The organism is Paraburkholderia sp. BL21I4N1 (assembly GCF_002973525.1).
In the GTDB taxonomy this organism is placed as follows: Bacteria; Pseudomonadota; Gammaproteobacteria; order Burkholderiales; family Burkholderiaceae; genus Paraburkholderia.
Genome location: NZ_PVEN01000005.1, coordinates 339,655 through 354,695, shown reverse-complemented (window position 1 = coordinate 354,695; position 15,041 = coordinate 339,655). Strand labels below are relative to the sequence as shown.

The window sequence follows — 15,041 nt, the reverse complement described above, 5'->3', positions numbered from 1 at the left end:
ACGGCTAAGGCGCGCTGTCCACAACAGAGCGATAGGACTCAGGACATCGAATGGCGCAACAAAAAACCAACCCAAAACTTGAGCAGGCGCTGACGCGCGGGGACCTGGCGATCCGTCAGGCGAATTCGGCACGGGCGACGGCACTGCTGCGCGCGCTCGGCAAGATGATCGTGGAAGCCTCGGCAACGATCGGTGTGGAAGCTTTCACGCTGATTCCAGACGGCGACAAGATCTACGATCCGGCCGACGGCCTGTGGCCGCAGGAACTGCAGATTTCGCTCGACGGTCCGGTCGAGGAATCCGATCCGGACGAAGTGCGCACGGTGCGTCTGATCGCGGACGATCCCGCCACCGTGTTCCGCGTCGAATGGCAGCGTGCCGATGGCAAAATCGGCCGTCAGGATGGCGGACCGTTCGCGACGGTCGCGTTTATCTCCGACGTGGATATTCCGTGGACCGACGACGAAGACTGAGCGATGGGTTGATCGCCACGGGTGCGGGGTGCTGAAGCTCGAGCACCCACCTTCCGCGGCAATGCATCGGGCCATGTCTGCGTGCCGCGCATGCGGCGACAAAGCGAATTCGCCGCATTGAAGGCCTGAGCCTATTTCATCATCCTGCGGCGGAACAGCACGGCCGCAACGATAAACCCGCCCACCGCATACACGGCCAGCACCGCCAGGTGCAGAACGGCATGCTCGACCGGCCGGCCCAGCATGGCCGGGCGGATCAGATCGACGGCGTGAGCGAGCGGCAACATGCCCGTGACCGCGCGCGCCGCGACCGGCAATTGCGAAGTCGGAAAGAACACGCCGGACAGCAGCATCATCGGCGTCAACACCAGGGTCTGGTAAAACATAAAGAAGTCGTACGATGGCGCGAGCGCCGTCACAATCATCGCGATACTCGCGAATGCGAGCCCGGTGAGTACGATGACAGGCAAAGCGAGCAGCATCGACGGGAAATTCGCATAGCCCAGCGAGCCGGCCACCAGCATGATCGCCACCCCCGACAGCATCGATTTGCTGCCCGCCCACATCACTTCCCCCAGCACGATGTCGCCGAGCGTCAACGGCGTATGCATGATGGCTTCCCACGTGCGTTGCACGTGCATGCGCGAAAAGCCTGAATACATCGACTCGAAACTCGCCGACATCATCACGCTCGAGGCCACCGTGCCGGCCGCGAGAAACGCGATGTACGACACGCCGTCGACATGCCCGACCATGATCCCGAGCCCGAAGCCGAGACCGAACAGATAGATCATTGGATCGGCCAGGTTGCCGAACATCGACGCGATCGCAAGCTTCTTCCACACCAGAAAATTGCGGCGCCATACCGCGACCCAGTTCACTGCGTTCGTCGGGAACGCGGCGAAGGGTTCTTGCGCCGAGGGTTTGTCGCTGGGGGCCTGGTCCGGGGTGTCGTAGGTGCGTGCGTCCATGGCGTGTCTCGTGCGGTTTGCCCGAAGGGAGTTTCTCCGGGGCGTTGTTATGGCGATCAGGTGCGGCGGCTGGTGGCCTGCGTGATGCAGGTGATGCAGCGTGTGCTTGCGATACGCATGATTGCCCGATGCATCCACTCGCAACGATCAGTCCTGCATCTCGCGGCCGGTGAGCCGCAGAAACACATCTTCCAGATTCGCCGGCCGGTGCAGATAACGCAGGCCGGCGCGCTGCTTGAGCCGGGCGTGCACCGGTTGCGCGTCGTTCACGTAGCAGAATAGCGTCTCGCCGCTGATCTCCGAGCGCTCGACCAGCGGCGCGAGTTCATCGCGCAAGGCCACCGGATCGGGGCCAAAAATCTCGATCACGTCGCAGCCGATTTCGGATGCGATCAACTCGCTCGGCGCCCCTTCGGCGATCTTGCGGCCTTCTTCGATCACGCAGAGCCGGTGACACAGCCGCTCGGCTTCTTCCATGAAGTGCGTGGTCAGCAGAATGGTCTTGCCGCGCGCGAGCAGCGAGCGCAGCCGCTCCCAGATCAGATGCCGTGCCTGCGGATCGAGACCGGTGGTGGGTTCGTCCATGATGAGCACGTCGGGATCGTTGACGAGCGCGCGCGCCAGCGTGAGACGCCGCTTCATGCCGCCCGACAGTTCGCTCACGCGGGCGTCGGCCTTGCTTTCGAGCCGCGCGAATTCGAGCAGCGACGGCACCATCGCGCGGCATTGCGCGGCGCTCAAACCGAAGTAGCGGCCGAACACCAGCAGGTTTTCACGCACGGTGAAATCGGGATCGAGATTGTCGAACTGCGGCACCACGCCGACCCGGGCTCGCGCCACACGCGCACGGCCGGGAATCGGCTCGCCGCACAGACGGATCGCGCCGGCGTCTGGTGCGGCAATGCCGAGCAGCATGCGCAACGTGGTGGTTTTGCCCGCGCCATTCGGGCCGAGCAGGCCGAAGCATTCGCCAGCGTTGACATGAAACGACAACCCGTCGACGACCGTCTTGTCGCCATAGCGCTTTTTGACCTGATGGAATTCGATGGCGGCTTCAGACATGGATCGAACGAGGCTCCGGGAAAGGGGCGACTGATGCGGATGGCCGTAATGCGCGTAATGACCGTGAAGGCTGCCTATTCTAGGACATCGCCCGGCCGCCGCTGCCTGGCACCCGGGTGTCCAGAAGGGCTTTCTTGCACTGCGGCATGATGTCCCGGCGCCGTGCCGGGGTGTCGCTCTTGCCGTGTCGTCGGTGTGCGCACCGGTTTAGGGCGCAGTTAGCGTTTTCCATCCCTTGCAAGCTGAATTGCGGCGCACCATGATTGATTCAAAGCGCGCTTTCCGCGCGAAGGGAGAAAATCATGGCGAGCTACCAAAAAATACTGCTGTGCTACGACGGTTCGCGCGAAGGTCGTAAAGCGCTGCGTTGCGGCGCCGATCTCGCGTTGGATCTGAAAGCGGAAACGCATTTGTTATCCGTGGTGGATATGCGTTCGAGCATTGCGCAAAGCGCGGGCCTCCTCACCGACGTGGCGTGCGGCAGCTTCGAAAAATCCGCCCGCGACATTCTGCAGGAAGGCGTGGACTGGCTGACCGAGCGCGGTGTCAGTGCGCAAGGGCATTTTGCGTTCGGCCATCCGATCGACGAGATCGCCAATCTCGCCAACGAGCTGCATGTCGATCTCGTCGTGGTTGGGCACCGCTGCCGCACCGGCTTGTCGCGATGGTGGATGGGCGCCGGCAATACGCCGCTGCTCGACCGCATTTCGTGCAGCATTCTGGTGGCGTGTTCTTCCGCGCAGGAACAGCAGCAAGCGGCAGCTTGATGGATTAAGCGGGGGTGCGTTGCCCAGGTGCGCTTGCTGGTTTGCCCCGAACGCGTATCAGGGTCTGTCTGAGCGGCGCGGGGCGAACCGCGCCGGCCCCTCGCCATTGAGCATCAGGCAACGTCACGTGGACGTCACGGGTTCAGATCGACCGCGGCCAGCTTCCACGTGAACAAACCTTCGCGCGCGAAAATCGCCGAGTAACGCGCGTCGCCCGTGCCATGCTGGTACGTGACGACGAATTCGTTGAGGCCACGGTAGCCCGCCGTGGTTTGCGGCGGTTGCGGCGGCGTGGCGGCGGGGTTCGCGTTGCTGCCGGCCGCCTCGGGCTGCGTCGGCGCAGCAGGCGGCGCGGGCGTTGGTGTAGGTGCCTCAGACGCTGACGGATTATCCGCTGCCGGCGGCACCGGCGGCCGCTCGCCAGGGTTGCCACGCGGTGGCATGCCGTTCAGCAATGCAGCCACGCCGTCCGGGGTCGCATAAGCATCCACGAGCGGACCAATCAGCGCCACGCCTATCATCGCGCCGATGGCAGCGAGCGGATTGCCGTTGCTCTGCACGTCGAGCCGGCGCGTCAGTAAGCCAGTCACCTGCTGTTTCAGGCTCTCGCGCAACGCGGGAAAATCAACGTACTGGTTGACGGTTTGCGCGTCGCGCGCATCCGCTGCGCGTTTGAGGTTGTTCAGCGCGAGATACGGCGACGCGTACGTGAAACCTAGCGCGGCAATCACCACGATCACAACGAGCGTAACGATCAGCGGCCGGGTAGCGCTGCGCTTTGTGCGGGTCGAAACAGCCATTGAGTGAGACTCTCTATCAGGTGTGATTTAACGTGGACCGCGGCCACGCCAAAACGATCCCTGATTGATTCCGGCAATGCAACAGGATGCAACAGGACAACCGGTTCGGAATCGAATCGTTCAGCCTTCGAATACGGCGCCGTGCACATTCGCTTCTTCGGCGATGCAACGGTCGATCATGCGGCAGACGGCGTCGACCGTGCCGACCATGATGAGCCGCGACGGCCCGTGATAGACGCGCACCGGCGCACGACGCGCCGGTTCCGCCGTATTCAGGCCCGAGTTCAACGACACGCGCGCAAACGCCGGCAACGAAGACGGAAGCGAAGACGAAAGCGCCGCCGGCAAGTTCGACGCCTCGTCGAGCGAATCGAACAGCGACGGCGTGCTCGCCGTGGATGCCTCGATCAACGAGCAGGGCACCAGCTTGCGCAGATGACGCAGACGACCGAACTGGCGAAAAGGCAGCAAGCGGGCAAGGCGTTCCATGAGTCTCTCCAGGCGATGCAAAGATGCAGCGTGAGTACGACGTTGATGCGGGGGAGTGGCTTAAAACTCGCCCGGACGAATCAGCCCGACGGCGATCCCTTCCAGCGCGAATTCCGCACTGCCGGTTTCAACGAAGATGTTTTCGTAATCGGGATTCTCGGCAATCAGCTCGATGCCGTTCGGCCGGCGCTTCAAGCGCTTGACCGTCACGTCGTCGCCCAGCCGGGCGATGATGATCTGACCGTCTTTCGCTTCGCTCTTTTTCTGCACGGCGAGCAGATCGCCGTCGAAAATACCCGCGTCGCGCATGGACAACCCGCGCACCTTCAGCAGGTAGTCGGGCTTGCTCGAGAACAGCGCCGGGTCGCATGCATAGTGCTGCGCGATATGTTCCTGCGCGAGGATCGGGCTGCCCGCGGCCACCCGGCCGATCAGCGGCAAGGACAGCTGCATGATGCTCGCGTGCGGCAGCGTGAACTGGTAGGGCGAGTCTTCCGGCCCACTCAACAAGCGAATGCCGCGCGACGCGCCGGCCGCGAGTTCGATCACACCCTTGCGAGCAAGCGCGCGCAGATGTTCTTCTGCCGAATTCGCGGAGCTGAAGCCGAGTTCCGCGGCGATCTCCGCGCGGGTGGGCGGAAAACCGGTGCGTTCAATAGCCCGGCGGATCAGATCGAAAACCTGCTGCTGTCGTGCGGTGAGTTTGGTCATGGCCACTGTATGTATGAACAGGTGACTGTATTTTTATACAGTATTCGGCGCAATTCAAGCTTTACTTTAAGTTCGTCGCGTCGGCTGCCGCTGCAACGCCGTAAAAGGACGCTCCGACACCCGTTTTCGTGCCGCAACGCCTTGCCCAGCTGTCATTACCACTTTTGAGTATTAAAGAATGAAGAAACATTATTTTTAATGATGAAAGCTCTTCGATAGACTGGCCTCCGAGTTGGCGCTCATGTGCACGTGACCGCGACGTAGAACAACACCACACGCTGTTTAGCGGACCACAACGCGGAGAAAGTTGACATGAACCACCAAGGTACGGGGCTGGCAGGCAAGACCAGAAAAATCATCGCGGCGCTCGCATTGGGCGCGGCCGGGGCGCTCGGCGTGATGGCGCAGGCGCACGCCGCCGACACGACGCTGCTGAATGTGTCCTACGACCCGACGCGCGAGTTGTATCAGGACATCAACCAGGCGTTCGGCAAGGAATGGAAGGCGAAGACCGGCGAGACGATCACCTTCAAGCAGTCGCACGGCGGCTCCGGCGCACAAGCGCGCTCAGTGCTGGACGGTCTGCAGGCGGACGTGGTGACGCTGGCACTTGCCTACGACATCGACGCACTGGCCAACAAGGGCCTGCTCGACAAGGGCTGGCAAAAACGCTTGCCGGACAACGCGTCGCCTTACACGTCGACGATCGTGTTTCTGGTGCGCAAGGGCAACCCGAAGCACATCAAGGATTGGGAGGATCTGATCAAACCGGGTGTGTCGATCGTGACGCCGAACCCGAAGACCTCGGGCGGCGCGCGCTGGAACTACCTCGCGGCGTGGGCGTATGCCGAACATCAGCCGGGCGGCAACGACCAGAAGGCCAAGGAGTTCGTCGGCAAGCTCTATAAGAACGCCGGCGTGCTGGATTCGGGCGCGCGCGGCGCGACCACGAGCTTCGTGCAACGCGGTATCGGCGACGTGCTGATCGCGTGGGAAAACGAAGCGTTCCTGTCGCTGAAGGAATTCGGTCCGGACAAGTTTGAAATCGTCGTGCCGTCGGTCAGCATTCTGGCCGAGCCGCCGGTCGCCGTGGTGGACAAGGTCGTCGACCGGCACGGCACGCGCAAGGTGGCCGAGGCGTATCTGAACTTCCTCTATAGCGAGGAAGGTCAGGAGATCGCCGCGCGCAACTTCTACCGTCCGCGTTCGAACAAGGTGCCGGCCGAACTGACCGCCAAGTTTCCGAAGCTGAAGCTGTACACGGTGGACGATTCGTTCGGCGGCTGGACCAACGCGCAGAAGACGCACTTTGCCGACGGCGGCGTGTTCGATTCGATCTACTCGCCGCAATAAGGCCGGCTCGTCCGGTCAGTCCCGACGCAACGACGCAACGACGCAACGATATCGACCGGCAAACGGCAACGCATTACTCCGAGCGCGCCCATGGGCGCGCTTTTGGCCGCCCAAGGCCCGGCGGCCGGAAATCGGTCCTCGCAACACCGGCATCAACCTGAACGAGTAACCAGCATGACGACGTTGACCTTCCGAAAACCGAGCGCGTTGCCCGGTTTTGGCCTGACCCTCGGCATCACCGTGGCTTATCTGAGCCTGGTGGTGCTGATTCCGCTTACGGCGACGTTTCTCAAGACCGCGACGCTGGACTGGGCTCAGTTCGTGCGCGCGGTGAGTTCGCCGCGCGTGCTCGCGTCGTATCGCCTGACGTTCTTCTCCGCGCTCGGCGGCGCGCTGATCAACGCGGTGTTCGGTTTTCTGGTCGCGTGGGTGCTGGTGCGTTACACGTTCCCGTTCAAACGCATCGTCGACGCCGTGGTCGATCTGCCGTTCGCGCTGCCGACGTCGGTGGCCGGCATTTCGCTCGCCGCCGTGTATGCGGGCAACGGCTGGATCGGCCAGTTTCTCGAACCGCTCGGCCTCAAGATCGCATTCACGCCGGCCGGCGTGCTGGTCGCGCTGACCTTCATCGGTTTGCCGTTCGTGGTGCGCACGGTGCAGCCGGTGCTCGAGGAGTTCGAACGCGAGCAGGAAGAGGCCGCCGCGTGCCTCGGCGCGTCGCGCTGGCTGACGTTTCGCCGCGTCGTGCTGCCCGCCGTGTTCCCGGCGTTGCTGACCGGTTTCGCGCTGGCGTTCGCACGGGCGCTCGGCGAATACGGCTCGGTGATTTTCATTGCCGGCAACGTGCCGATGAAGTCGGAAATCACCTCGCTGCTGATCATCACCAAGCTCGAACAGTATGACTACGCCGGCGCGACCGCGATCGCGGTGGTGATGCTGGTCGTGTCGTTCCTGATGCTGTTGCTCATCAATACCTTGCAGTGGTATTTGCAACGTCGCACGGGACGCGGTGGCGCGGGTCCGGCGCCGGTGCCCACTGTGGCCAGCGTCGGGGCAATCGGCGGAGGTGCGCAATGAGCCGCCCGTCCGTGAATGAAGTGAACAGCGCGGCCGGCGCCGTGGCGCCGCGCGCGCCCCTGAACGTGTCGCGCCGCCCCGATCCGGTTACCGAAGCACCGTGGGTGCGCTGGCTCCTGACCGCCATCGCGCTGCTGTTTCTCACACTGTTTCTGGTCGTGCCGCTGGTCGCGGTGTTCTATCAGGCATTGAGCAAGGGCCTGGGTTTCTATCTGGAATCGCTCGCCGATCCGGACGCGCTGTCGGCGATCAAGCTGACTGTGATTACCGCCGCGATCGCCGTGCCGCTGAATCTCGCGTTCGGCCTCGCGGCTTCGTGGTGTATCGCCAAGTTCGAGTTCCGCGGCAAGGCGCTGCTGACCACGCTGATCGACTTGCCGTTCTCGGTTTCGCCGGTGATCTCGGGGCTGATCTACGTGCTGATGTTCGGCGCGCAGGGCTGGTTCGGCCCGTGGCTGATCGACCACAACGTACAGATCATCTTCGCGGTGCCGGGCATCGTGCTCGCGACGATCTTCGTCACGTTCCCGTTCGTCGCGCGCGAACTGATTCCGCTGATGCAGGCGCAAGGCAACGACGAGGAAGAAGCCGCTCACGTGCTCGGCGCGTCGGGCTGGCAGATCTTCCGCCGCGTCACGCTGCCGAACGTCAAATGGGGCCTGCTGTACGGCGTGATTCTGTGCAATGCGCGGGCGATGGGCGAGTTCGGCGCGGTCTCGGTGGTGTCGGGCCACATTCGCGGCCAGACCGACACGATGCCGTTGCACGTCGAAATTCTCTACAACGAATACAACTTCTCGGCGGCGTTCGCGGTGGCGTCGGTGCTGGCCTTGCTCGCACTCGTCACGCTGGGGCTGAAGCTGCTCGCCGAGCGCCATATGTCGGCGGAACTGTCGGCCGCGCGCGACGTGCCCGCGTATGCGGGTCCCGTCGCACTGGCCGCCGCGTCGTCGTCATCGTCCTCGTTCAAGGCATCGCCTGTCTCGCCGCAACACCCGCTCAAGCAAGGAGAGCTGTAATGGGTATCACTGTTCGTAACCTGCAGAAGCGCTTCGGCGATTTCGTCGCGCTCGATAACGTCTCGCTCGACTTTCCGCCGGGTGAACTGGTTGCGCTGCTCGGGCCGTCGGGTTGTGGCAAGACCACCCTGTTGCGCGTGATCGCCGGACTCGAATACGCGGACGGCGGTCAGGTCGTGCTGCAAGGTCAGGACGTCGCGACGGTCGGCGCGCGCGAACGTGAGGTGGGCTTCGTGTTCCAGCATTACGCGCTGTTCCGTCATATGACGGTGTTCGAGAACGTCGCGTTCGGCCTGCGTGTGAAGCCGCGCAAGGAGCGGCCTTCGGAAGCGGTGATCCGCGAGAAGGTGCATGAACTGCTGAAGCTCGTACAGCTCGACTGGCTCGCGCAGCGTTATCCGTCGGAATTGTCGGGCGGTCAGCGGCAGCGTATTGCGCTGGCGCGCGCGCTCGCGGTCGAACCGAAAGTGCTGCTGCTCGACGAACCGTTCGGCGCGCTCGATGCGAAGGTGCGCAAGGAATTGCGTAGCTGGCTGCGCCGCCTGCACGACGATCTGCATATCTCGACGATCTTCGTCACGCACGATCAGGAAGAAGCGCTCGAAGTGGCGGACCGTATCGTCGTGCTCAATCGTGGACACGTGGAGCAGGTGGGCAGTCCGCAAGATGTGTACGACCATCCGCAAACCTCGTTCGTCTACGAGTTTCTCGGCGCGGCCAACCGCCTGCACGGCAACGTCGATGCGAGCGGATTCGTGGTGGACGGCGCCGCGTTGCCGGTGTCGATCAAGGCCGATTTCAGCGGCCCGGCGTTTGCCTACGTGCGGCCGCACGACTTGCAGTTGTATCCGCAAGCATCCGGTCATCGCGAAGGGATCGTGGTCGACGTGCGGCGCGTCGTGACGCTCGGCGGCTCGGTGCGGGTCGAACTCGCGGGCCGCGAGGGCAATCTGCTCGAGGCCGAGCTGGATCGCGAGTCGTGGCGCGATCTGCAACTGGCCGTCGGCGACGGCGTGACCGCCGTGCCGCGCGCGTTGCGGGTGTTTCCGGCGCAGTAGCAGGGCGCCTGTCCAGGCGGTGCGGCATGGCGCGCAGGATAGGCAAGGCAGCAAACTCGGCGTTTCAATAAACTCAAATAACTCAACTCTGGCTGAACCGGAGACATACAGATGAACTTCCAGCAATTGCGCTTCGTGCGCGAGGCCGTGCGTCAGAACATGAACCTGACCGAGGTGGCGAACGTGTTGTACACGTCGCAATCGGGCGTGTCGAAACAGATCAAGGATCTGGAAGACGAACTCGGCGTCGACATTTTCATTCGACGCGGCAAGCGCCTGACGGGTCTCACCGAGCCGGGCAAGGCGGTGCATCAGCTGATCGAACGGATGCTGCTCGATGCGGAAAATCTGCGCCGTGTCGCGCGTCAGTACGCCGATCAGGACAGCGGCCATCTGGTCGTGGCGACCACCCACACGCAGGCGCGTTACGCGTTGCCGAAGGTGATCCGTCAATTCACCGAGGTGTTCCCGAAGGTGCATCTGGCGCTGCGCCAAGGCAGCCCGCAGCAGATCGCGCAGATGATTATCAACGGTGAAGCGGATATCGGCATCTCGACCGAAGCGCTCGACCGCTTCCCCGATATCGTCACGTTCCCGTGCTATTCGTGGCATCACATCGTGGTCGTGCCGAAGGGGCATCCGCTGGTGGGCCGCGAGAATCTGACGCTCGACGAAATCGCCGAATTCCCGATCGTCACGTACGACCAGGACTTCACGGGTCGCTCGCATATCGACCAGGCGTTCGCGAAAGCGGGCGCGCTGCCCGACGTCGTGCTGACCGCGATCGACGCCGACGTGATCAAGACCTACGTCGAACTCGGCATGGGGATCGGCGTGGTCGCGGCCATGGCCTACGATCCGAAGCGCGATACCGAACTGGTCGCGCTCGACACGCAGCATCTGTTCGAGGCGAGCACCACGCGGGTCGGTCTGCGCAAGGGCGCGTTCCTGCGCGCGTACGCGTACCGGCTGATCGAGATGTTCGCGCCGCAATTGAACGAAGCGGAAATCGCCGCGCAGTTGCGCGAGGCGGTTTAAGGTCCGGTACGGAAACGAACGGACATCCGTTTTTTCACGCATGGCGGCGCGCGGCGCATCGCTTACAATCGCCGCCATGAATACTCTGACTTCCTCTTCCGCCGCGCCTTCGGGCGCAGGCGTTACGCCGCCGCTGCCTTGCATTGCCGTGCTCGCGACCGGCGGCACGATCGCCGGCGCGGCCGCTGACGCTACCAACACCTCCGGATACCAGGCTGGCGTGGTCGGCGTCGAGCAACTGCTTTCCGTGGTGCCGGCGTTGTCCACGGTGGCGCGCATCGCGCCCGAACAGATTGCCAGCGTCGACAGTAAAGACATGACGATGCCGTTGTGGACCACGCTCGCCCAGCGCGTCAATACGCTGCTGGCGACTGATGGAATCGACGGCGTGGTGATCACGCACGGCACCGATACGCTCGAGGAAACCGCCTACCTGCTGCATCTGACGGTCAAGTCGGATAAGCCGGTGGTGCTGACCGCGGCCATGCGTCCGGCGTCGGCGCTGTCGGCCGACGGTCCGCTGAACCTGCTGAACGCGGTGACGGTCGCGGCGCATGCGGGCTCGCGCGGGCAGGGCGTGCTGGTGGCCTTCAACAACAAGATTCACAGCGCGCGCGACGTCGTCAAGACGAGCACCTACGCGGTGGACGCGTTCCAGTCGCCCGAAGTCGGCGCGCTCGGTTGGGTGCAGGACGGTCGCGTCGAATTCCAGCGCGCCGTGGTGCGGCCGCATACGCTGGCAACCGAATTCGTGATTGGGCCGAAGTGGCCGCATGTCGAGATCGTCGCGAGCTATGCAGGCGTGTCGCGAATCGCGGTGGATGCGCTGGTGGCTGCCGGTGTGCGTGGCGTCGTCGTGGCGGGCACGGGCAACGGTTCGATTCACCTGTCGATGCAGCAGGCGCTCGCCGACGCGGCGTCGCAGGGCGTCGCGGTGGTGCGTTCGTCGCGCGTGGGGTCGGGCCATGTGATGCGCAACGGCGCGGCGGCCGACGACGCGCTCGGTTTCGTCAGCGCGGGTTTGCTGAATCCGTATAAGGCACGTGTGCTGCTGATGCTGGCACTGGCCGCGGGCGGCACGGGGCCGGTGGCGCTGCAGAAAACGTTCGATACGTACTGATCGATCTCGTGCTGAGCGACTCAGCCGACTCAGCGCATAAGGCGCTTCAATGACAAAGCGGCGCGCGGGCTATCGACCCGAGCGCCGCTTTGTTGTTTCCGGCGAAGATTGATTCGCCAGGCGAGCACTTAGCTCGCCAGATCCGGCGGCAACTTGCCGCCATTCGCCGCGAGCGCTTGCATCACCTGTTTGTGCAGCCAGATGTTCATGCTTGCCGAGTCGTTCGTGTCGCCGCTGTACTTCAATTCCTGGGCGAGTTGCTTGCGGTGCTCGAGGCTGCTGTCCACGCCGAGCGCTTTCAGCGTGTCGACGATCGACGTGCGCCAGTTCAACGTCTGGCCGCTCTCGCTCACGAACTGATCCATGACGGCCGCGACGTCGACGTCGGCGAGCGGGGCGGGTGCCGGTGCAGCGTCCGGCGCGGCAGCTTGCGCGGCTGCCGGATCCGGGGTCGGCTCGACCGCGGGAGCAGGCTGATCGGGTTTCGCTTTGCCGAAGAGCTTGTTGACGATGTCACCAAAGATACTCATTCTGAATCCTTTGCAGAGGGGTTACTGGCGCAAGCAGTCTTCGCTCACGGGTTGAACACTGGTTGCGAAACGGGCGAATCAAACAGAGGCCTGCGTTGACGCGATCGGCAAGCCGCACGCGAACGCAGAGACGCCGGCAACCAGACTCAACGAGTGTAGGAGAAAAGCGCGGACCGATGTGTCAAATAAGGTCGCGAAGAGAAGATGGAGTTGCAAGCAAATGCAAACGGGCTTGCGACCGGGCGCGCAGCCCACTAGCAGGAGGCAGGCGCGCGCCGAGAGTTGAACCCAGTTGCGCGCGGGCGGAGTGCAGGATGCAACCGCTGCGAGAGATTGGCTGAAAAAGCATAAGCGTGAACCACGCATGAAATCCGACAGCCGGACACCCGACGACGACGTCTGACCGACCAAGGCTTCCCCGGCGTCGCCGGGTGCCGCTGCGGACCCCACTTGCCGCTCTCAGCCCAGAGCGGCACGATTTGCCCGTTCCGCCGTGCATGTGCACGACGAACCGGGCGCCCCACCTGCGATCGTCACGACGTTGCGCACGCAACCATCACGACGATCTGTAACGACTTTCTGCTACCAGACGACCGCTAAGCGGATTACGCAGCCTTGGCTTCGCTACCCGGCGCTTGCGCGACTTCGTAGTTCGCCATGATTTCCAGCGCGCGCACCATGGCCGAGTGATCCCATGCCTTGCCGCCGTTGGCCGCGCACACGCTGAACAGTTGCTGCGCGCTCGCCGTGTGCGGCAGCGCGATACCCAGCTTGCGTGCGCCGTCGAGTGCGAGGTTCAGATCCTTCTGATGCAGTTCGATGCGGAAGCCCGGATCGAAGGTGCGCTTCGTCATACGCTCGCCGTGCACTTCGAGAATCCGCGACGAGGCGAAGCCGCCCATCAGCGCCTTGCGCACACGCTCCGGATCGGCGCCCGAGCGCGACGCGAACAGCAGCGCTTCGGCCACGGCTTCGATGTTCAGCGCGACGATGATCTGGTTCGCGACCTTGCAGGTTTGACCCGCGCCGTTGTCGCCGATCAGCGAGATGTTCTTGCCCATCAGTTCGAACAGCGGCTTGGCCAGCGCGAACGCTTTTTCCGGGCCGCCCACCATGATCGTCAGCGTCGCTTCGCGTGCGCCGACTTCGCCGCCGGACACCGGCGCATCCAGGTAGTCGACGCCCAGTGCGTTGATCTTCTTCGCGAACGCCTGCGTGTCGAGCGGCGAGATCGAGCTCATGTCGATCACCAGCTTGCCTTGCGTGAGGCCGGCGGCGACGCCGTCGTCGGCGAACAGCACGTTGGCGACGTCAGGCGTGTCCGGCACCATGATGATGACGATGTCGGCGGCTTGCGCGACAGCCGTCGAATCGGCGACCACGCTCGTCGTTTTGCTCAGATCTTCCGGCACCGGGTACGCGCCGTTCACGAACAGCGTGTGACCGCCCTTGATAAGGTTGCGCGCCATGTGCGCGCCCATGATGCCGAGGCCGATAAAACCGATCTTTGCCATGTGTCTGAATCTCCAGTGTTGTTTGGGGTGCCCCGTTGCGGGGCTGCCCAAGGGAGTGTCCCTTGAGCGTCATGCGCCTGATGCCGCTCGTCCAGGCCTCGAATGTGAGGGCTCGACGCGCTCAGGCAGCGGCGTGAGCTGCGCCGCGGGTCTGCCCGGCCACGCTCTGCACCCAGCCGAGGCCGGCAGCAGTGGTGGTGCGCGGCTTGTATTCGCAACCGACGTAACCGTCGTAGCCAAGCGAATCGAGCAGATTGAACAGGAACGGGTAGTTGATTTCGCCGGTGCCCGGTTCGTTGCGGCCCGGGTTGTCGGCGAGCTGGATGTGAGCGATTTGCGGCAGGTTCTTCTTGATGGTTGCCGCGAGTTCGCCTTCCATCCGTTGCATGTGATAGATGTCGTATTGCAGGAACAGATTGTCCGAACCGACCGCGTCGATCACGTCGAGGCCTTCGCCCGAACGGTTCAGCGCGAAGCCCGGAATGTCGTACGAGTTGCACGGTTCGACCAGCAGCTTGATGCCGGCTTTCTTCAGTTCGCCGGCGGCGAAGCGCAGGTTCTCGACGATCGTCGAGCGCGCCTTGTCCGCGTCGACGCCCGCCGTCGGAATTCCGACGAGGCAGTTCAGTTGCGGCACTTTCAGGGCGCTTGCGTATTCGATTGCGCGGCCCACGCCTTCCTGGAATTCGCCGACGCGATCCGGCAGGCACGCGATTCCGCGTTCGCCCGCTTCCCAGTTGCCCGCGGGCAGGTTGTGCAGAACCAGCTTCAGGCGGTTCTGTTGGAGGCGCTCGCTCAGTTCGGCAATCGCGTACGGATACGGAAACAGGAATTCGACGGCGTGGAAGCCCGCGTCCGCCGCGGCCGCGAAGCGGTCGAGGAACGGGACTTCGTTGAACAGCATGGTGAGATTCGCTGCAAATTTCGGCATGGTGCGTCTGTCTCTCTGGTCGGTCAGTGGAATAACTCGATGAAGCTCGGTGTGAGGCAATCGCGCGGCGCTCAAGGTCATTTCCCGGCGCGCCGCCCGATCGCTCTCACGGCGGCTTCATCGATTTG

At 63.5% G+C, this 15,041-nt stretch carries 16 protein-coding genes; 8 read left to right on the top strand and 8 right to left on the bottom strand.

All coding sequences use genetic code 11. The features are described from left to right. The first annotated feature begins 50 nt into the window (after positions 1 to 50). On the top strand, positions 51 to 473 hold the full coding sequence (locus B0G83_RS16170) for a hypothetical protein (protein ID WP_105508387.1): 423 nt from the start codon (positions 51 to 53) through the stop codon (positions 471 to 473). A gap of 131 nt (positions 474 to 604) precedes the next feature. Here B0G83_RS16170 and B0G83_RS16165 read toward each other — a convergent pair whose 3' ends face one another. Beyond that, a complete protein-coding gene (locus B0G83_RS16165; RefSeq protein ID WP_105508386.1) occupies positions 605 to 1,444 on the bottom strand; it encodes an ABC transporter permease in 840 nt (279 codons plus the stop codon). Positions 1,445 to 1,591: 147 nt separating this feature from the next. Then, positions 1,592 to 2,506 (bottom strand): nodulation factor ABC transporter ATP-binding protein NodI, encoded by a 915-nt coding sequence (gene nodI, locus B0G83_RS16160; RefSeq protein ID WP_105508385.1) that lies wholly within the window; start codon positions 2,504 to 2,506, stop codon positions 1,592 to 1,594. A gap of 302 nt (positions 2,507 to 2,808) precedes the next feature. Between nodI and B0G83_RS16155 the strand changes: the two genes are divergently transcribed. After that, positions 2,809 to 3,273, top strand: coding sequence for a universal stress protein (locus B0G83_RS16155; RefSeq protein WP_105508384.1), 465 nt, complete (start codon positions 2,809 to 2,811; stop codon positions 3,271 to 3,273). Positions 3,274 to 3,407: 134 nt separating this feature from the next. On the opposite strand, the gene B0G83_RS16150 is transcribed toward B0G83_RS16155, so the two are convergent. From B0G83_RS16150 to lexA, 3 genes are all read right to left on the bottom strand, one after another. Further along, on the bottom strand, positions 3,408 to 4,073 hold the full coding sequence (locus B0G83_RS16150; protein ID WP_105508383.1) for a DUF2939 domain-containing protein: 666 nt from the start codon (positions 4,071 to 4,073) through the stop codon (positions 3,408 to 3,410). 120 nt (positions 4,074 to 4,193) lie between these two features. Further along, entirely contained in the window at positions 4,194 to 4,562 is a 369-nt protein-coding gene (locus B0G83_RS16145) for a hypothetical protein (protein WP_105508382.1), read from the bottom strand. Positions 4,563 to 4,622: 60 nt separating this feature from the next. Further along, the gene (gene lexA / locus B0G83_RS16140; RefSeq protein WP_105508381.1) at positions 4,623 to 5,273 is read right to left on the bottom strand and encodes a transcriptional repressor LexA; all 651 of its coding nucleotides are present in this window, start codon (positions 5,271 to 5,273) and stop codon (positions 4,623 to 4,625) included. Positions 5,274 to 5,585: 312 nt separating this feature from the next. Here lexA and B0G83_RS16135 point away from each other — a divergent pair, with 312 nt between their 5' ends. The 6 genes from B0G83_RS16135 (at position 5,586) to B0G83_RS16110 (ending at position 11,938) form a co-directional block, all read left to right on the top strand. Then, positions 5,586 to 6,626: a sulfate ABC transporter substrate-binding protein gene (locus B0G83_RS16135; RefSeq protein WP_105508380.1), complete on the top strand. Its 1,041-nt coding sequence runs from the start codon at positions 5,586 to 5,588 to the stop codon at positions 6,624 to 6,626. Positions 6,627 to 6,800: 174 nt separating this feature from the next. Continuing rightward, positions 6,801 to 7,703 carry a sulfate ABC transporter permease subunit CysT gene (gene cysT, locus B0G83_RS16130; RefSeq protein ID WP_105508379.1) on the top strand — a complete coding sequence of 301 codons (903 nt, stop codon included), beginning with the start codon at positions 6,801 to 6,803 and terminating at the stop codon, positions 7,701 to 7,703. Further along, positions 7,700 to 8,722 carry a sulfate ABC transporter permease subunit CysW gene (gene cysW, locus B0G83_RS16125; protein WP_181156892.1) on the top strand — a complete coding sequence of 341 codons (1,023 nt, stop codon included), beginning with the start codon at positions 7,700 to 7,702 and terminating at the stop codon, positions 8,720 to 8,722. The genes cysT and cysW overlap by 4 nt, the downstream gene beginning before the upstream one ends. Then, positions 8,722 to 9,780, top strand: coding sequence for a sulfate/molybdate ABC transporter ATP-binding protein (locus B0G83_RS16120; RefSeq protein ID WP_105508378.1), 1,059 nt, complete (start codon positions 8,722 to 8,724; stop codon positions 9,778 to 9,780). Before cysW ends, B0G83_RS16120 begins: the two co-directional genes overlap by 1 nt. A 111-nt stretch (positions 9,781 to 9,891) precedes the next feature. Continuing rightward, entirely contained in the window at positions 9,892 to 10,818 is a 927-nt protein-coding gene (locus tag B0G83_RS16115; RefSeq protein ID WP_074284329.1) for a CysB family HTH-type transcriptional regulator, read from the top strand. A 76-nt stretch (positions 10,819 to 10,894) separates the two neighbouring features. Then, a complete protein-coding gene (locus tag B0G83_RS16110) occupies positions 10,895 to 11,938 on the top strand; it encodes an asparaginase (protein WP_105508531.1) in 1,044 nt (347 codons plus the stop codon). Between the two features lie 128 nt (positions 11,939 to 12,066). Here B0G83_RS16110 and B0G83_RS16105 read toward each other — a convergent pair whose 3' ends face one another. From B0G83_RS16105 to hyi, 3 genes are all read right to left on the bottom strand, one after another. Then, on the bottom strand, positions 12,067 to 12,468 hold the full coding sequence (locus tag B0G83_RS16105) for a DUF3597 domain-containing protein (protein WP_105508377.1): 402 nt from the start codon (positions 12,466 to 12,468) through the stop codon (positions 12,067 to 12,069). A 605-nt stretch (positions 12,469 to 13,073) separates the two neighbouring features. Further along, positions 13,074 to 13,982, bottom strand: coding sequence for a 2-hydroxy-3-oxopropionate reductase (locus B0G83_RS16100; RefSeq protein ID WP_105508376.1), 909 nt, complete (start codon positions 13,980 to 13,982; stop codon positions 13,074 to 13,076). 121 nt (positions 13,983 to 14,103) lie between these two features. Further along, on the bottom strand, positions 14,104 to 14,913 hold the full coding sequence (hyi, locus tag B0G83_RS16095) for a hydroxypyruvate isomerase (RefSeq protein ID WP_105508375.1): 810 nt from the start codon (positions 14,911 to 14,913) through the stop codon (positions 14,104 to 14,106). Positions 14,914 to 15,041 lie beyond the last annotated feature (128 nt).